At 60.5% G+C, this 17,995-nt stretch carries 13 protein-coding genes and 1 pseudogene; 7 read left to right on the plus strand and 7 right to left on the minus strand.

Going from position 1 to position 17,995, the window contains the following annotated elements:
* Positions 1–929 precede the first annotated feature (929 nt).
* From yjfF to BFD71_RS26480, 4 genes are all read right to left on the minus strand, one after another.
* A complete protein-coding gene (yjfF, locus tag BFD71_RS26465; protein ID WP_069267276.1) occupies positions 930–2,009 on the minus strand; it encodes a galactofuranose ABC transporter, permease protein YjfF in 1,080 nt (359 codons plus the stop codon).
* Positions 2,006–3,046, minus strand: coding sequence for an ABC transporter permease (locus BFD71_RS26470; RefSeq protein ID WP_069267277.1), 1,041 nt, complete (start codon positions 3,044–3,046; stop codon positions 2,006–2,008). Before BFD71_RS26470 ends, yjfF begins: the two co-directional genes overlap by 4 nt.
* Entirely contained in the window at positions 3,043–4,557 is a 1,515-nt protein-coding gene (locus BFD71_RS26475) for a sugar ABC transporter ATP-binding protein (protein WP_069267278.1), read from the minus strand. Before BFD71_RS26475 ends, BFD71_RS26470 begins: the two co-directional genes overlap by 4 nt.
* A 111-nt stretch (positions 4,558–4,668) precedes the next feature.
* Positions 4,669–5,637, minus strand: a complete 969-nt coding sequence (locus BFD71_RS26480; protein WP_069267279.1) for an ABC transporter substrate-binding protein — start codon at positions 5,635–5,637, stop codon at positions 4,669–4,671.
* Between the two features lie 675 nt (positions 5,638–6,312).
* On the opposite strand from BFD71_RS26480, the gene BFD71_RS26485 reads away from it, so the two are divergent.
* The 7 genes and pseudogenes from BFD71_RS26485 (at position 6,313) to xylB (ending at position 14,037) form a co-directional block, all read left to right on the plus strand.
* A complete protein-coding gene (locus tag BFD71_RS26485; protein ID WP_069267280.1) occupies positions 6,313–7,584 on the plus strand; it encodes an ABC transporter substrate-binding protein in 1,272 nt (423 codons plus the stop codon).
* Between the two features lie 94 nt (positions 7,585–7,678).
* On the plus strand, positions 7,679–8,557 hold the full coding sequence (locus BFD71_RS26490; protein ID WP_069267281.1) for a carbohydrate ABC transporter permease: 879 nt from the start codon (positions 7,679–7,681) through the stop codon (positions 8,555–8,557).
* The gene (locus tag BFD71_RS26495; RefSeq protein WP_069267282.1) at positions 8,545–9,357 is read left to right on the plus strand and encodes a carbohydrate ABC transporter permease; all 813 of its coding nucleotides are present in this window, start codon (positions 8,545–8,547) and stop codon (positions 9,355–9,357) included. The genes BFD71_RS26490 and BFD71_RS26495 overlap by 13 nt, the downstream gene beginning before the upstream one ends.
* Before the next feature lie 10 nt (positions 9,358–9,367).
* The gene (locus tag BFD71_RS26500) at positions 9,368–10,402 is read left to right on the plus strand and encodes an NAD(P)-dependent alcohol dehydrogenase (RefSeq protein ID WP_069267283.1); all 1,035 of its coding nucleotides are present in this window, start codon (positions 9,368–9,370) and stop codon (positions 10,400–10,402) included.
* A 3-nt stretch (positions 10,403–10,405) separates the two neighbouring features.
* Positions 10,406–11,578, plus strand: coding sequence for an ABC transporter ATP-binding protein (locus tag BFD71_RS26505; protein WP_069267284.1), 1,173 nt, complete (start codon positions 10,406–10,408; stop codon positions 11,576–11,578).
* 54 nt (positions 11,579–11,632) lie between these two features.
* Positions 11,633–12,528 (plus strand): annotated as a pseudogene (locus BFD71_RS26510) (AraC family transcriptional regulator).
* A 48-nt stretch (positions 12,529–12,576) separates the two neighbouring features.
* Positions 12,577–14,037 carry a xylulokinase gene (xylB, locus tag BFD71_RS26515; RefSeq protein WP_069267285.1) on the plus strand — a complete coding sequence of 487 codons (1,461 nt, stop codon included), beginning with the start codon at positions 12,577–12,579 and terminating at the stop codon, positions 14,035–14,037.
* A 110-nt stretch (positions 14,038–14,147) separates the two neighbouring features.
* Here xylB and BFD71_RS26520 read toward each other — a convergent pair whose 3' ends face one another.
* From BFD71_RS26520 to BFD71_RS26530, 3 genes are all read right to left on the minus strand, one after another.
* On the minus strand, positions 14,148–15,290 hold the full coding sequence (locus BFD71_RS26520) for a porin (RefSeq protein ID WP_069267321.1): 1,143 nt from the start codon (positions 15,288–15,290) through the stop codon (positions 14,148–14,150).
* A 75-nt stretch (positions 15,291–15,365) separates the two neighbouring features.
* Positions 15,366–16,568, minus strand: coding sequence for an ADP-ribosylglycohydrolase family protein (locus BFD71_RS26525; protein ID WP_069267286.1), 1,203 nt, complete (start codon positions 16,566–16,568; stop codon positions 15,366–15,368).
* Positions 16,565–17,923, minus strand: a complete 1,359-nt coding sequence (locus tag BFD71_RS26530) for a sugar MFS transporter (protein ID WP_069267287.1) — start codon at positions 17,921–17,923, stop codon at positions 16,565–16,567. The genes BFD71_RS26525 and BFD71_RS26530 overlap by 4 nt, the downstream gene beginning before the upstream one ends.
* Positions 17,924–17,995: the final 72 nt, after the last annotated feature.

Here is a 17,995-nt window from a genome sequence, read left to right on the forward strand (position 1 = left end):
AAGCCCGTGCAAGCCATCGCCGTCGCGGATGTAGCGGTGTTCCGATTGATCATTCATCACCTGGAACGAAAACGAATCGTCTTCCGGATATGCACAAAGGCGATAGCAGTCCGTGTTTCCCACGATCGCGAGAGAAAACTGTCGCGCCGGCCATTCGACCAGCGCCCTCCCTCCCCAGCCAGTGAACGCGTGGCCTTCGCCGGTAAAGGGTATGTCACCCCGAATTGCCACGCGAACGGAGCCGGAACGAGCCTGGGAGTCTTTCCGTTCTCTCGTGCAATCCAGATCCAGCCCGCCGGCGCGCTTATGCGGGTATCCGCGTCGCGCACCAGGGCCGGACTGACCTCGATTTCGCACGGTAGCGGCGTGTGTCCCGTATTCTCGAGTTCGACGGCGATTTCCAGTGTCGGCCCGTCAAGCTCATATGTCTGGACTGCCCTATAGCGCTCTGCGACTTCGGCTATCAAGCGGAGACATTTTTCTCCGGTCGAGTCGATTTTCCAGTCGCCCATAAGTGCAACATCGGCCAGCGGAACCCGCCGACTTGCGCCGATTGGCTGTGATCCTGACGACGTCGCCGCAGCCCGGATGTCCTGCGCCACGTTCTGAACCCAGATCGACGGTTGACACGATAGTCGACGGGGAGCAGTTCTATGCCCTCGCCGCTGCGCCTGTCGAAAGACGGGCGTCCACACGCCCCGGTCGTTCCACTCTAGTTGCGCAATCCCGCCGTGGCGCCCCGCCTCTACGTCGAGCCTCAGATAGGCATTCGAAAGCGTCGTCTGCCGATACGCCTTCCCGCCTGTGCCCTGCTCTGGCTCTCCAGGTTGCGCCGCCTTCCCGAAGCCTGGCTCTCGTAAATCCGTTTCCCGCAACTCGAGCATGTTCTCCCCTCTCGTTCGGCCAGACTGGATATCAACCTGAGACGTTCAGGTCGTCGTGACGAGATCACCGCGACCGCGCTTATCCCGCCCCCGCTGCCCACCGTGCGATGGCCCGGCCGAGGTCGACGCGAGATCTGTGCCGCCCTTGCGGCGTCGACCCGCGTGCCGCTCGATGATCCGCTGCAGCAGACAGAACACGCAGAGCAATGCGCCGATGACGATGCGCGTCCACCACGAACTCAACGTGCCGTCGAAGGTGATCAGCGTCTGGATGGTGCCGAGGATGCCGACGCCGAATAGCGAGCCAATTACGTAGCCGACCCCGCCGGTCAACAACGTTCCGCCGATCACCGTTGCAGCGATCGCATCGAGTTCCATCCCCTGTGCCTGCAGTCCGTACCCGGAAAGCACATACAGCGTGAAGATCACCCCGCCCAGCGCCGAGCAGAAGCCGCTCAACGCATACACTGCGATCTTCGTTCTTGCGACTGGCAAGCCCATAAGGAGCGCAGAGCGCTCATTGCCGCCAATTGCATAAACGTTGCGCCCGAAGCGCGTAAAGTGCGCGATGAAAATGGCGATCACGAGCGTCGCAATGCCAACCAGCGATCCGGCATTGAGGGAGCCGCCGCCGACCGGAATATTCAGAGACGCGACAGCATGGAACGTCGGCTCGTCGATTGTGATCGATTCCGTCGTAATCAGGAAGCATGCGCCGCGAGCCAGGAACATGCCCGCGAGCGTGATGATGAACGGCTGCAGGCGGAAGAAGTGAATCAGCGCTCCCATCGCGGCACCGTAGAGCGCGCCGAAAACCAGCACGATCGGCACGACGACCCAGATGGGCCAATGCAGCCACTGCGCGCCCACAGCGCACAGTATCGTGGTCAGGGCAACCACAGCGCCGACCGACAGGTCGATGCCCCCCGACAGGATCACGAACGTCATGCCAATCGCCACGACGAGCAGAAACGCGTTGTCAACGAACAGGCCCGTCAAAACCTGCATCGAAAAGAAGCCGGTGTACATGACAGAACCAAACCCGAACAGCGCGGCGAACAGCACGATCGTTGCGACGATGGGCAGGGTTCTCGGATCGGCCAGACGACCAGTCAGCTTTCTCATGATGGACTCGTTCCGGTGGATGCGCGTTCGCGCGCCGGGGAAAGAAGATGTTTCACCTGCCTGACAACCAGCGCACGCGCAACCTCCGACTGAATGACACTCACCGCGACCACGACAATCGCCTTGACAACGAGCGTTGCTTCCGGCGGCACACCGATCGAATAGGTCGTGTAGGTCAACGTCTGGATGATCAATGCGCCGAGCACCGTGCCGCCAAGACTGAAGCGGCCGCCAAGCAACGACGTCCCGCCGAGCGTCACGGCCAGAATCGCGTCGAGTTCGAGCAACAGACCCGCATTGTTTCCATCGGCACTCCGTACGTTCGAGCTGGCGATGATCCCGGCGAGCGCCGCCATCAACCCACAGATGACATACACGCCGAAGACGATCGCGCCGGAACGCAGCCCGACCAGCCGCGTTGCGACAGGATTGACGCCAATGGAGCGGACAAAGAGTCCGAGCGCGGTGCGGTTCACCAGAAGCGCGAGCGCGAGCGTCACGACGACCGCGATCCAGACCGAGCAGGGAACCATCGCCAGATATCCATCTCCCAGCCTGAGGTAGCCAGGTGCACCGATGGGAATAATCTGGCCGCCGGTCAGCAACTGTGCGACGCCCCGCCCTGCGACCATCAATATGAGTGTGGCGATGATCGGCTGCATCCCGACGAGCGCGACAAGCAGACCGTTCCACATCCCGGCCAACAGTCCGACGGTAATCGCCGCCCCAAGCGCCATGCCAACGCGCGACGGATCCGCCTCGAGGATGATCGCGGCGGCCGCGCCCGCAATGGCTACCGTTGCTCCGACCGAGATGTCGATGCCTCGCGTCGCGATGACGAGCGTCATGCCGAGGGAGACCATCACGAGCGGCGCAGCACGATTGAGGATGTCGATCGGCGCACCGAAAAGATGACCGTCGAGGACTGTCACAGAGAGAAAGCTTGCGCGATGCGCCACGTCCAGAAGAATCAGCAAGACGAGTGTGATGGCGGGCCAGACCAGTTGATGCCGCACCAGCGCGCGAACCGGTTTCATGACTCGCCTCCTGCGATGAGTTGATACACCTGATCCTCCGAGAGGCGATCGCCCGCGATCTCGGCGACCTTGCGACGGTCGCGCAGGACAGCAATCCTGTGACTGACGCGAACCACCTCGCTCATTTCAGAAGAGATAAAGAGAATTGCGAGGCCTTTCGCGCAAAGCGAACGCACACGGTCCATGATCTCGAACTTCGCGGCGACGTCGATACCGCGCGTTGGCTCATCCATAATCAACAGTTTCGGCTCGGTCGCGAGCCAGCGGGCGAGCAGCACCTTTTGCTGGTTTCCCCCCGAGAGCAGGCCGATGGGCTGCTCTGCGTCGCGTGCCTTGATCCCGAGTTGCGCGATGTATTCATCGGCCATTTTTCTTTGGCGGGCGTAACTCAGCATGCGCCACCATCCACGTCGTGCCTGCAACGCCAGAACAATGTTTTCCCGGATCGACAATGCCGCTACGATTCCTTCTTTTTTTCGATCCTCGGGGCAATAGGCAATGCCATGTCGCACAGCGTCACGCGGCGAAGTGAGCTTCGCGCGATGTCCGTCGATCAACATCGTCCCAGTGTCCGGGCGTTCCGCGCCGAACACCAGCCGCGCTGTTTCGGTGCGGCCAGAACCGAGCAGTCCAGCAAGGCCGACGATCTGGCCTGGACACACGTCGAGATCGACGGGACTCATCAATCCACGCCGACCCACACCCTGCATGGAAAGAAAGGGGGTTGCCGCTGCATCCGGGTGTGGTCCGTCCGATGCGCCAGCCTTCATTGCCTCATTCATGCCTTCGCGGCCAGTCATCTTTGCGACCAGCACGTCGACGGGCAAGTCCTTTGCCAGGTACTCGCCTTCTCGTGCGCCATTACGCATGACGGTGATGCGATCCGACACGGCATAGGTCTGCTCAAGAAAATGCGTCACGAACAGAATCGCCATTCCCGATTCCTTCAAGCGGCGCAGCACAGCGAAAAGCCGCGCGACTTCGCCGTCATCGAGACTTGACGTGGGCTCGTCGAGAATGAGCACGCTCGCGTCGACGGAGACGGCGCGCGCGATTGCCACCATCTGCTGGACCGCGATCGGGTAGGAATCCAGTGAGCGCGTGACATCAATGTAAAGATCCAGAGCGGCCAGCGCGTCCCGCGCCTGCACGTTGATCGCTTTCCAGTCGATTGCTCCGCGCTTCTTGGGGTGCCGGCCGGCGAAGATGTTCTCCGCCACTGAAAGGTTCGGGCAGAGGTTCACTTCCTGATAGAGCGTCTGGATGCCGGCGGCTTCGGCGTCCAGCGGCGCGGTGAAGCGAACCGGCTTCCCAGCGAGGCAGATTTCGCCGCGATCGTGTGCGAATACGCCCGTGAGCACGTTGATGAGCGTTGATTTGCCCGCGCCGTTCTGGCCCATCAACGTGTGAATCTCACCGGGAAACAGCCGAAAATCGACCTGCTGCAACGCCTTGACGCCCGGGAACGTCTTGTCGATGCCGGTCATTTCGAGTATGGGTAAAGGCTTCATGATGTTCGCGAGATCCGCGGACGGCCTCGGCAGTGGTGTCGGGGACGAGCCGGCGCGCTCAGGAGTGACGCTCCCGAGCGCGCCCGTCAGCGGCTAGATATGACGTGCAGATCAGTACTTTCGGCTCGGCATGACTTGCGCAGCGACATTCATCGGGAAGATGCCTTCGTCGGTGACGATGCGCCGCGCAACCTGCTTGCCGGCCACGATGTCCTTCACCGCGGCCATCAACTGAGGACCGAGCAACGGGCTGCATTCGACGTCCACGTTGATCTTCCCGTCCACCATGGCCTGGAAGCCACCCTTCGTCGCGTCGAAGGAAACGACCGTGACATCCTTGCCCGGTTTGATGCCTGCTTCTTCCATGGCCTGGATTGCTCCGAGCGCCATATCGTCGTTATGGGCATAGACCACGTTGATCTTTTTGCCGTACGTCTTCGCAAACGCTTCCATTACCTGCTTGCCGCCCGCAAGCGTGAAGTCACCGCTTTGCGACGCGATCACCTTGAACTTCGGATCGCTCTTGATCACTTCCATCAGGCCCGCATGACGATCGTTGGCTGGCGCGGAACCGACCGTCCCTTGCAGTTCTGCGATGTTGATGGGACCCGGCTCGTTCTTGTAACGCTCCTCGAGCCAGTGGCCTGCGCGCCGCCCCTCTTCCATGAAGTCGGAGCCGATCATCGTCACGTACAGCGAGGGATCCTTTACGTCGATCGCGCGATCGGTGAGGACGACCGGAATCTTTGCACGCTTCGCCTCTTCGAGCACCGGCTCCCAGCCGGATTCGACGACAGGCGAAAACGCGATAACGTCGACCTTCTGCGCGATGAACGAGCGGATCGCCCTGATCTGGTTTTCCTGCTTCTGCTGGGCGTCCGAGAACTTCAGGTTGACGCCGGCATCCTTGGCTGCCGCTTTCACCGACACGGTGTTTGCCGTGCGCCATGCACTTTCGGCGCCAACCTGGGAGAACCCAAGCGTAATCGGCTTGCCCTGTGCGAATGCGCTTGTCCCGGCAGCAATCGTGAACGCCGCCCCCACCATCGTACGTAGTGCGATCTTTCTGACCAGCTTCATTATTCTGTCTCCGATGTACGAGTTTCTAATTACTATTTTTCGCCACAGCCTGATGCTGTTCGAATCACCGATCGAATGGATGCTTTAGCCAAAACGCAAGTATTCCGCTCCCCTGTCTCGTTAGACTTGAATTTCCGGGCAATGCCGGCTAAGGCAAGAACGTCGTCGACTCGGCCCCTTGCCTCGAGACAGCGCTCGATCAATGGGTTCGGCACAGTCTATGGAGAAGCCCGATAACCTTCCAATGAAAAATTCGCCTTCTCCGATACACGTTTTGGCATTGGTGTAAATACCTATCTGTGCCTTCGCGAATTGTCTTGCCAACCTGATCTCCAGTGGATTTTGTCCTCGCGACTACAATAATTACATAGGGATACTTATGATCAGAATCGGGGTGATCTGTCGCGTGAGAAAGCGAAAGGCTGTGCGCGCGACGATCCCCGAACCACCCATCGAGCCGAAATCGCGCCCTGCCAGAGCACATAACCACGCTCTCGGTTCGACACAAAATTTTGCGCTGCACACAAAAACTGAGCAAAAAGTACAGAACCGCTGCCCCGTTTTGGCGTGGCTGGCGCGCCAGGCCGGTGCTAACTTACGCTCGCTATCTACCGGCACGCAAACTCCACCGGCCGATAACAAACCACTCGAACTAAAACCTTCCAGGAGACGGCAGTGAAAAGGTTCCACTATTCCGCACTGTGTGCGTTGCTGGGCGCGACCCTGCCTGTCGTGTCGGTCGCGCAGTCGTGCAATGTTCCTGTCATCAAGGTGCTCGCGCAGAAAAGTCTCGGCCTTACCGTGATGGAAAAATCCTTGCCGGACTACGAGAAAAAGACCGGAACGAAGATCGAGATCAGCTATTTTGGAGAGAACGACCGCCGTGCAAAATCGCGGCTCGACGCGTCGACCGGCGCCGGCTCATACCAGGTCTACTACGTGGATGAGGCGAATGTCTCCGAGTTCGCGACGGCGGGCTGGATCGTGCCCCTGCTGAAGTACTACCCCAAGGAAGCCGACTACAACGACTTCCTGCCCGGACGTCGCGCTGTCGCGAGCTATAAGGGCGTCGCGTATTTCGCGCCGCTCATCGGCGGTTCCGACTTCCTGTTTTATCGCCGGGATATTCTCGAAAAAGCGCATATGCCGGTGCCGCGCACGCTCGACGAACTGGTTGCCGACATCAAGAAACTCAACGCGCCGCCGAACCTGTACGGCTGGGTTGCGCGAGGCCAGCGCGGCTCCGGCATGAACGTCTGGCGCTGGGCGCCGTTCATGCTCGCCGAAGGCGGCACATGGACCGACAAGCAGCAGCAACCCGCATTCAATTCACCCTCTGCCGTCAAGGCCACGCAGCTTTACACGGACCTCTTCAAGTATGCGCCGCCGGGCTCCACCACCTATGACTGGAGCAACGCACTCGAAGCATTCCGCTCTGGCAAGGTGGCGTTCATGATCGAGTCGACGCCGTTCGCCGACTGGATGGAAGACTCCACCAAGTCGAGTGTCGCCGACAAGGTCGGCTACGCGAGACCGCCCTCACCGCTGCCATCCGCCGCTTACGGGCATGGTCTGGCCATTTCTGCAGTCGGCGCAAAGGACGAATGCGCCCGCCAGGCAGCCGGCAAGTTCATTGCGTGGGCAACGAGCAAGGAGCAGGAACAGGCGCGCCTGCGCGACAACGTGTTCAGCGACTACAACCGCACGAGCACAGTCGAAAGCGACTATTTCCAGAAGCATGTCAAACCGCAGATTCTCGCCGGGTTGAAGGATACGACGCCGGTGTCGAAGGTTACGTTCTGGCCAAGCCCCCAATGGCCGGATATCGGTGACAACCTTGGCGTGGCGCTCGAGGAAATCTTTACGGGCACCCAAAAGGACATTCAGGGCGCGCTCAACGATTCGACCCAGTACGCGGAAGATGCCATGGAGCATGCGCGCAAGTGAGGGGCACCGCGGGGACGCGCGCGAGGCGCGCGAATCCCTTCTGTGCAACGGAGCGGCGGCATGCGCTCCCGCGTATTCGAAGCTGGAGAGCTGAATGTTCAATCGCGGTAAGACTAGCCTTCCGTTCGTATTTCTGGTGCCGCCTCTCGTTGCGATGGCGGTCCTGGGATTCGTGCCTACCATCGCGGCGATCAACCTCGCGCTCCGCAATCGCGTGTTGCGCTACCCGGACAGCGAGTTCGTCTGGATGCGCAATTTCGTGCGCCTTGCTGCCGATCGGCGCTTCATCAACTCCATCGAGGTCTCGGCCATCTGGGAGGTCGTGACGGTGCTAGGCGCGGTCGCGCTCGGAATCGTCGTTGCCATTTATCTGTTCGAGCATGTGCACGGCCGGTTGCGCAATGCCATCAGTGTGCTGTTGATCATCCCTGTGCTGTTGCCACGTGTTTCTGCGGCGTTTATCTGGAAGTTCATGTACTCGCCGCTCAATGGCATTCTCAGCTGGCTGATCGGCCTCTTTGGCATCACGAACACGGCCTTTCTCTCTGACCCGGCGCTTGCGCTCTATGCGGTCGCGCTGGTCGATATCTGGCAATGGGGACTGTTCTTTTCCGTGGTGGTGCTGAAGCTGCTCGAGACGCTGCCGCCCGAGCCGCTCGAAGCCGCACGGCTCGACTATGCGAGCACATGGCAGGTTTATGCATACATCGCGCTGCCAATGCTGAAGGCGCCGATCATGAGTCTCGTGTTCATCAAGATGGTGGAATCGCTGCGCTCGTTCGACCTGATCTACGTGATGACCAAAGGCGGCCCGGGCGTATCCACCGAAACGCTGGACATGTACGCGTACTCCCAGGGAATCGGCCTCGCAGGAAAGGTGTCGTACGCGTCGAGCATGGCGGTCCTGATGATGGTCGCCACGACCTTGATTTTCACGCTTATCTGGAAGCGGGTGAACAAATGGGAAGACTGATCTCCCGCAGTACGATTCTGCTGCTCGGTGTAGCGCTCGCCGTCGCGGCGGTGTTCCCCGTCCTCTGGGCAGTGCTCAATTCACTGAAGAACCTGCTCGATATCGTCACACCCACGCCGCGTTTCATCTTCACGCCCACTCTGGACAATTACCGGCAGGTGATTTCGAGCCCGGAGGTGCTGATCGCACTGGAGAACAGTTCGGTCATCGTGGGCACCGCGGTCATCCTGGGCACGGTGCTTGGCGTGCCAGCAGCCTATGTGATCGCGCGTTTTCACGTTCCGGCAAAACGCGACATCCAGTTCTTCCTGCTGTCGCTGCGTTTCCTGCCGCCGGTCGCGGTAGCGATTCCGCTCATCGCGATCTGGGTGGACCTCGGGCTGTATGACACGCGGTTCTCGATGATCGTCACCTATCTGCTAACGACCTTGTCCACCATCACATGGCTCTCGATACCCGTGTTCCAGCGCATGCCGCGCGAGATCGAGGAAGCCGCCACGCTCGACGGTTATGGACCTTACGCCGTGTTCTGGCGCATTGCCTTGCCGACCTGTGGCAACACACTGCTGGGCGGCATCATCTTCAGCTTCGTGCTGGTCTGGAACGAACTGATGATGGGACTTGCGCTGACGTCCTCGCGCAGCGCCACCCTGCCGGTCGTCGCATCCGCGTTTACGTCGCTCGGTCAGGAGGTGCCGTGGGGCGTGATCAACGCGTCGACAGTTCTACTCGCACTGCCGCCAATCATCTTCGTGGGCGTGCTGATTCGCCTCCTGAACTCAATGGTCAAAGGAAAATAAGGAGAATGTTGTGAAGGCACTTGTACTGGAAGAAGCTAGACGCCTGAGCCTGCGGGACATCGATTTGCCGCTTGCGATCGGGCCACGGGATGTCAAGGTTCGCATTCATACCGTTGGCGTGTGCGGAAGTGACGTGCACTACTTCACGCACGGCCGCATTGGGCCGTTCAAGGTCGAACAGCCGATGGTGCTCGGTCATGAGGCGTCGGGCACGATCGTCGAGGTGGGGGCCGAAGTCGGTCACCTGAAAGTTGGCGACCGCGTTTGCATGGAACCCGGCGTGCCGCAGTTCGATTCACGTGCCACCATGCGCGGACTGTACAACCTGGACCCCGCCGTGAGGTTCTGGGCCACCCCCCCGGTGCATGGCTGCCTGACTCCCTACGTGGTGCACCCAGCCGCGTTCACTTTCCGACTTCCGGACAACGTCTCGTTCGCGCAAGGCGCCATCGTCGAGCCCTTGTCGATCGGCCTGCAAGCAGCCACGAAGGCCGCGATGAAGCCCGGCGACGTGGCCGTCGTAATTGGTGCAGGCACCATCGGCGCGATGACGGCGCTCGCGGCGCTCGCGGGCGGCGCGTCGCGCGTGATCCTCGCCGACGTCGTGAAAGAGAAATTGCGCCATTTCGCGGGCAATCCGGCGGTGACTACTGTGAATGCCGCAGTGGAATCGCTCCAGGACGTGGTGCGCCAGGTGACCGAAGACTGGGGCGCCGATGTCGTGTTCGAAGCCTCGGGCAATGCGAAGGTCTTCGAGACGCTGCTGGACCTCGTGTGTCCGGGCGGCTGCGCGGTGCTGGTTGGCATGCCGCCAGGCCCGGTCGCGCTCGACGTGGTAGCGATGCAGGCAAAGGAGATCCGGCTCGAATCCGTGTTCCGCTACGCGAACATTTTTCCGCGGGCGCTGGCCCTCATCAGTTCGGGAATGATCGACGTGAACCCGTTCATCTCCCGCAAGTTCGCATTTTCAGACGGCATCAAGGCGTTCGAGGAAGCCGCTGCTGGCCGGCCCGAGGACGTGAAGATCCAGATCGAGATGGATTGAATCATGGCGACTATCGTCTGCGAAGGGCTCATGAAGCAGTACGACGCCGGGCAACCGGTACTGCATCCACTCGACCTGCACATCGACGAAGGCGAGTTCGTCGTTCTACTGGGGCCGTCGGGATGCGGCAAGTCGACGATGCTGCGCATGATCGCCGGGCTGGAGGAGATATCGGGAGGCAATCTCTCGATCGGCGGCACTGTCGTGAACGACGTACCCGCACGCGAGCGCAATGTCGCGATGGTCTTTCAGAACTACGCGCTCTATCCGCACATGAGCGTGTACGAGAACATCGCGTTTGGCCTGCGGCGCCTCAAAACGCCCAAGGCCGAGATCGACCGCCGCGTGCGCGAGGTGGCCGCCATGCTCAATCTCGATGCGCTGCTCGAGCGCAAGCCGCGCGCCATGTCGGGCGGGCAGCAGCAGCGCGCTGCCATCGCCCGGGCGATGATCAAGACGCCCGCGGTCTTCCTGTTCGACGAGCCATTGTCGAACCTCGACGCCAGGTTGCGCGCCCAGTTGCGCACCGACATCAAACGCTTGCATCAGCGCCTGAAAACGACCACGGTCTACGTGACGCACGACCAGCTCGAGGCGATGACGCTAGCCGACCGCGTCATTCTGATGCGCGGCGGACGCATCGAGCAGGAAGGCACGCCGACCGAGCTATACCGCTATCCGCGCACGATTTTTGGTGCGGGCTTTATCGGCACGCCTGCGATGAATTTTCTCGATGCCTCGGTGCAACGCACTGGCGAAAGAGTCATCGCGTCGTCTGCCGTCGGTCACTGGGAACTACGCGCAAACCGCTTTCAGCGCTTGCAGGACGGACAGGCGATCAAGCTGGCGGTTCGCCCAAATTTCGTATGGATTCCCGATGATGCGAGAGCGGATGATGCACTCATGCCCAGCGGTGCGGTGGAGCTGGTTGAAGTGTTGGGCGCAGAAGCGCTCATTACCGTTGACTGCTCAGGCGAGCGTATCACCGCGCTTGTACCGGCGAATGCCGTGCCTCACACCGGGGATCACGTCAGACTCGCGTTGCGCGAACACGATCTGCATGTTTTCGACGTCGCGACGGGGGCTAACGTGTCGCTTGGGCTGGCAGAAGAGGCAGCTGCGGCGCCCCTACCCGACCCGCTCCTGCACGCGGCGCCCGGCGTGGGAGTACATTAGCGTGCGAGCGCGCGTGTTGGCCGCGAAGCCAGGATTCCCGTGGAGACGAGAGCAATGAATCCGGATCTCGAATTGGTCCATACCCGTCAGGACGAGTCCTTTCGGGCCTGGGTGCACGACTATCCGCATATGGTTGCGAAATGGCACTTCCACCCGGAGTACGAAGTGCATGTCATTCGTGCTTCATCGGGCAAGTTCTTCGTGGGCGACCACATCGGGGACTTCCATCCTGGCAACATCGTGCTGACGGGCCCGAATCTGCCTCATAACTGGGTGACAGACAGCGGCGGCGGCGCGAGCGTGCCGTCCCGCGACCTCGTGCTGCAGTTCTCGCGTGATGCAGTCGAAAAGATGGTCGCGGCATTCGCTGAACTCAGCCCCGCGATCGCGCTAATCGATCAGGCGTCGCGAGGTATCCAGTTTCCGGACGCACTCGGCCTCGCGATTGCCCCTGTGATGCAGGAGGTTTCAGGTGCGCACGGTGCGCGCCGCGTGATGCTGCTGATGTCGATCCTCGACCAGTTGTGATCGCCTGCACCAGCAGGAAACTGCTCGCCGGTCCGGCATACAACGTCAGTGCGCAGCGCTATATGTCGTCGACCATCAACCAGGTGCTGTCGTACATCCAGCAGAATCTCGCCGGCAATCTGCGTGAAGTCGACGTTGCGGAAATGTCGAGCATGAGCGTCAGCACCTTTACGCGCTTCTTCAAGCGGCATACGGGCTGCACGTTTGTGCAGTATCAGAACCGGCTGCGCCTCAACGAAGCCTGCGAACTGCTCATGTGCTCGGATCTCGGCGTGACCGATATCTGTTACCGCGTCGGATTCAATAACGTATCGAACTTCAACCGGCAGTTTCTCGCGCAAAAAGGGATTCCGCCTTCGAAATTTCGCGCGTTGCACCGGCTCAACGACGCCCCCTCACACGCTCACAAGGCAGCGGCCTGAGACCACGCCAAGGCGGCGCAGCCGCCCGCTCACCGTCGGGAATACACTTTGAGTTATCTGGGAATCGACCTCGGCACGTCCGAGGTAAAGGTTGTGCTCACCGATGCCGAATCGAACGTCATCGCCAGCAGCCGGGCCCGACTGCGCGTCGATAACCCTCACCCCCTGTGGTCGGAGCAAAGCCCCCAGGACTGGTGGAACGCTACGCTCGACGCCGTCGCGGCGCTACGCAGTGAGCAGCCTCGCGCGTTCAGGGCGCTGCGCGGGATCGGCCTTTCCGGCCAGATGCACGGCGCGACGCTACTCGATCGCAGTGGCAACGTCCTGCGTCCGGCGATTCTGTGGAATGACACGCGCGCCTACGCGGAGTGCGTCGAACTCGAGGCGCTCGTGCCCGACTCGCGCAACATCACCGGGAATCAGGCCATGCCGGGCTTCACGGCGCCCAAGCTGCTCTGGCTTTCGAAGTACGAGCCAGCCGTTTTTCGTGCAGTGCAGAAAGTACTGCTTCCGAAGGATTACATTGCGTGGCGTCTGACGGGTGAGTTTACATCCGACATGTCCGACGCCTCGGGGACGCTATGGCTCGACGTTGCAAAACGCGACTGGTCCGACCGCATGCTCAACGCGACCGGGTTGTCGAGGGAGCACATGCCCCGGCTGGTTGAGGGCAGCGAGCCTGCGGCCCCGTTACGGGGAGACCTTCAGCGCGAGTGGGGCCTCGATGGCAGCGTGACGGTTTGTGGCGGCGCCGGTGACAACGCCGCGAGCGCAGTTGGCATCGGCGTTGCCCGGCCGGGCGATGCGTTTCTGTCTCTGGGGACGTCGGGCGTGCTCTTCGCCGCGACCCCGAGCTATGCACCGAACCCGGCGCAGGCAGTCCATGCTTTCTGCCATTGCGTGCCGCGGCATTGGCATCAGATGAGTGTCATCCTCAGCGCAGCGGCAAGCCTGCACTGGCTGTCCGGCTTGCTCAAGAGCAGCGTTGCCGAGCTGATCGAAATCGCCCCCTCGGGACAAAGCGCCATCGCGCCGATTTTCCTTCCCTATTTGAACGGGGAGCGGACGCCGCACAACGATGCCGCAGCAAAAGGTGTCTTCTACGGGATGAGTTCGGCGCATGGCCCCCAGCATCTCGCATACAGCGTGATGGAAGGCGTCGCGTTCGCGATGGCGGATGGATATGCGGCGCTGCGGGAAGCGGGAACGACGCTCACCGCGGCCGCATTGATCGGCGGCGGTTCTCGCAGCGCATACTGGGGAAAACTCTGTGCTTCTGCGCTTGGCTTCGAACTCAATCGAAACGAAGGGGGCGAACTCGGAGCGGCACTTGGAGCGAGTCGCCTCGCTCGTCTCGCGTGCACACGGGAAGAACTCGCGGCAGTGGTCAAAGCGCCCGCTGTCCTTGAACGATACGAGCCTGAGACAGCACTTCGGAGCGTGCTGAGAGACCGGTTCGAACGGTATAGCCGGCTCTATCAGGCGTTGAAATCCGAGTTTCGTACCTGAACGGCTCTGGACCGAAGGGCGTTGCAGCAGGAGCCCGAATCGGTCTGGGCGCACGGCATCGCCCCACGCCCACACCCAACTGATCTGCGGCAAACCACCGGCTAGCGCACTCAGAATTTGTGCCGCAGTCCCACGTGCACGAGCATCTGGCTAGCCGTACTCGACTGCCCCGCACTGCCGAGTATCAACGCCCCGCCCATTCCGCCCATGTCATCAGCCACGCCGCTCACGTGCTGCCACACGCCCTGGACATACACGTCGGTGCGCTTTGATAGCAGGTAGTCGCCCATCACCCCAATCTCGTTCCAGTTCGGGCGGACGGTTCCGTTGCTCGCGGCGTAGTCGCCATGTGTAAAGGTGTACATCGCCATCATGGAGAACTGCGGAGTCACCTGGTATGACCCGTTGATTTCATAATTGCTGAATCTCAAGCGGGTGCCGTTCAGTGTTGCGCGAACGAGGTTGTTCCTTACGGGCTGGCCGATGTCCGTAAATGTATAAACGAAGGCGACTGCCGCAGGTCCGAAAGCGTACTTGATTCCCGCGCCAGCTATCTTCTGGGAATCTGCGACGAACGGCGCGGTGTCGGGCGTGACGGCACCGTTCGTGCTGGTGCCGAGGCCGTTGACGTTCGAGTACGCGCCGGCAATTACCAGAGGACCGTGCGTGTACTGAACCCCCACGCTGTATTCACGGTCTTGCGCGAAACCCGTTGTGTTGCTGAACGCGTATGTCGCCCCGACACTTAGGCCCAGATAGTTCGCGCTGGTGTACTTGATCGCGTTGTTGATGCGAAACGAGCCGTCCGTATTGTCGTTATCGAACGGATGCGAGAAGGCATAACCGCCCCACGACGAGTTTGCCGTCATTGGCGCCACATAATCATTGATCATGTCGAGTTGGCGACCCAGCGTCAGCGTCCCGTGCGTGCTCGAGGCCAATCCAAAATACGCTTGACGGCCGAACTCCCGTCCGCCCTGCGATAGCGTGCCGTTATTGATGTTGAAGCCGTTTTCGAGCCTGAATATCGTCGTTAGGCCACCTCCCAGGTCTTCAATTCCCTTTAGCCCCCAACGACTTCCCTGCGCGCTTCCACTGACCATTTGCCAGCCAGCATGGCCACCCGCATTGCTCGTGTAACTGGGGCCATCGTCGACGATCCCATAGAGCGTAACGCTTGACTGTGCATGCGCGATGCCAGTCAATGCAAACATTGCGATTGCAATCGCAGAAAATGGGATAGTGTCTCTCATTAAATCACTCGCTGTACTAATCAATTTGAAAACGGAGATCGATACGAATACCGACCACCCGGGCATAAGTTCTGACTATTCCGTGCCGAACGCTTCAGGACTCCCTGTCCTCCGTGCGAGGTCCGCGCGCACCTTGAACTTCTTCTCGGCGAACGCACGGTCCGCCTCGTGAACAGCCTTCACCGTTTGACCGAAGCAATCGGCCGCGAACAGCAGATCCAGCCGGTTCACCTCGTCAAGTTGCCGGCAAATGCGCTCCTCGATCACGGTGTTGCCATGCATTGCCCCGAGCACCGCTCCGATCATCACGCCAATCGAATCGGTGTCGCGTCCCGAATTGATGCCGTCCTCGATCGCCTGATGGAAGTCGCCGTAGTTCGTCATGATGAAGCCGAGCGCCAGCGGCAATTCTTCGATCGAAAGACGCCGCGAGGGCCGATAGGCGTCGGACGCAATACCGGCTTTTCTCGCGGTATGCTCGACATCGTCACCAATCGGCGAGAAGCGTCCGATGATCCGGTGAAATTCCGTGACCACCGTCTCGTAGTCTTTGCCGCGCAGTCGCACTGCGGCATCGGCGATCGCGTCAATCGCTGCACGCGTGCCGTCCTTTGCGACGCCGAGCGCTGCCTCGACAACCGCTTCGATCGCGACGCCAGGCACGAACGCCGCGGCTACCGCACTGGCGAGCACACCGGCTGCTTCGAGCCCATAGCTCTCCTGATGCCCGCTGGCAAATGCGATCGCTTCGTCATAGGCGCCCTTGGGATCGCCGGCGTTGATCGCGCCGATCGGCGCGATGTACATGGCCGCACCGCAGTTGACCATGTTCCCGATTCCTCCTTGACGCGGATCGCAGGAAGCAAGCTGATGCCGCAAATAGATCCATTTCTCCGGATAAAACAATCGCTCGATCAGCACCGTCTCGCGCTGCAGTTCGGGTATCCATCGCGGAACCCAGGCGATCTGGCGCACCATTGCATCGGCCATATCCCACGCGTCGAGGTGCCGACCGACCTCGTTGTACACACTCATCAGCGCTAGCACCATGAAGGTGTCGTCGGTGACAATGCCGCCTCCACGTATGCGTCCCTTACGGCCGGCTTCGTCATCTTTCGCGCGGTGCCATTCGGTATTGATCGAAGTGACTCGCCCGAAGCGCTCACGGATTTGCGACGCCGAAAGCTTCTCGACCGTGGCGCCGAGCGCGTCGCCGTACGCGATCCCGTACAGAAGTCCACGGATACGGTCCTGCAGTGACTGGTGGGCAATGCTCATACGTTTTCCTTGTCCTTGTTTTCGCCGCTGCCGTGTCGGGTCCGTTGCGTTTGGGACCTGCTCGTTACGCTCGATTCCCGCCTGCCCACCATATGGCCATGGAAGCCGTAGTACATGATGTACAGGTAGCACGACACGGTTAGCACCATGTACACAAACTGAAAGTCATACACTCGCTTCAGGTGTGCAAAGAGTTGGGGCATCACGGCTCCCCCCACAATTCCCATAATCAGCAATGCCGATCCGGTTTCGGTAAACCGTCCCAGTCCTTTGATCGCGAGCGGAAAAATCGCCGGCCACATCATCGCGTGCGCGAAACCCAGTGCAGCGATGAACGCAATCGACGTATAGCCGTCAGAGAGATATGCGCAAACGCTGAGCAGCACGCCAATGAGTGCGGAGACGACCAGATAGCGCTGCTGCGAGATAAAGCGCGGCACGAGAACGAGCCCGACCAGGTAGCCAACGAGCATCGCGGACATCGTGTAAGAGGTGAAGTGTTTGGTTGCGTCGAGCGGCAGATTCAGGCTTTGCCCGTATAGGCCGATGGCGTCACCGGCCAGCACTTCAGCGCCTATGTACGTGAAGATGCAAAGCACTCCAAACCAAAGATGAGGAAATGAAAAGATGCTGCGCGCGGAATGACTACTGCGCTCAGCGACATTGACTTCCGATGGCTTGATGTCGGGGAGAGACGAAAATGCGATGAAAATGGCGAGCGCCGCGAGAATGGCCGCGAGCGTGAGATACGGTCCGTGCAGTCTGGCGGCAAATGCGTTGAGCAGAGCGTCGGCATGTGCTGCTGTCGGCGCCGCTTTGACCCGGCTGACGAATTCGCCCACGCTACCCATAACCAATGCGCCGAATACGTAGGGGGCAAGGATACCCGCGGTCTTGTTGCAGATTCCCATGGTAGCCACACGCCGCGCCGCGCTGTCGATCGGCCCCAGAATGCTGACGTACGGGTTGTAGGCGGTCTGCATCAGGGACAGGCCGGTTCCGATCACCAAAAGGCTTGCAAGTACGCCGGGGTAGCTGTGCGCACCAACGAACCAGCTGAAGGACAGCGCACCGATCGACATGACGCCCAGGCCCGCCGCCATCCCTCTTTTCATCCCGATTCGCTTCAGCGCAGCGGCATACGGCAATGCGAACAGGAAGTACGGTAGATAGAAGACGACGGTAATCAGGAGCGCCTGAACGTCATCAAGCCTGAAGGCCAATTTGACGAAGACGGTTAACGGCCCGTTTAGCCAACTGAAGGCCCCGGTCACGAAGTACAGCATGCCGATGGTCAGCATCGGCCGGAGATATGTTCTGCCGGGCGGTTGGACGATTGGTTGAACGGTCAACATGGTTCCTGTCTCCTCCAATAAGTTTTGGCTTTGTCATGAATATGGGAACGTTCCCACCCTGCAGAAAAAATA

It is taken from the genome of Paraburkholderia nodosa, from assembly GCF_001718195.1.
Lineage (GTDB): Bacteria > Pseudomonadota > Gammaproteobacteria > Burkholderiales > Burkholderiaceae > Paraburkholderia > Paraburkholderia nodosa_A.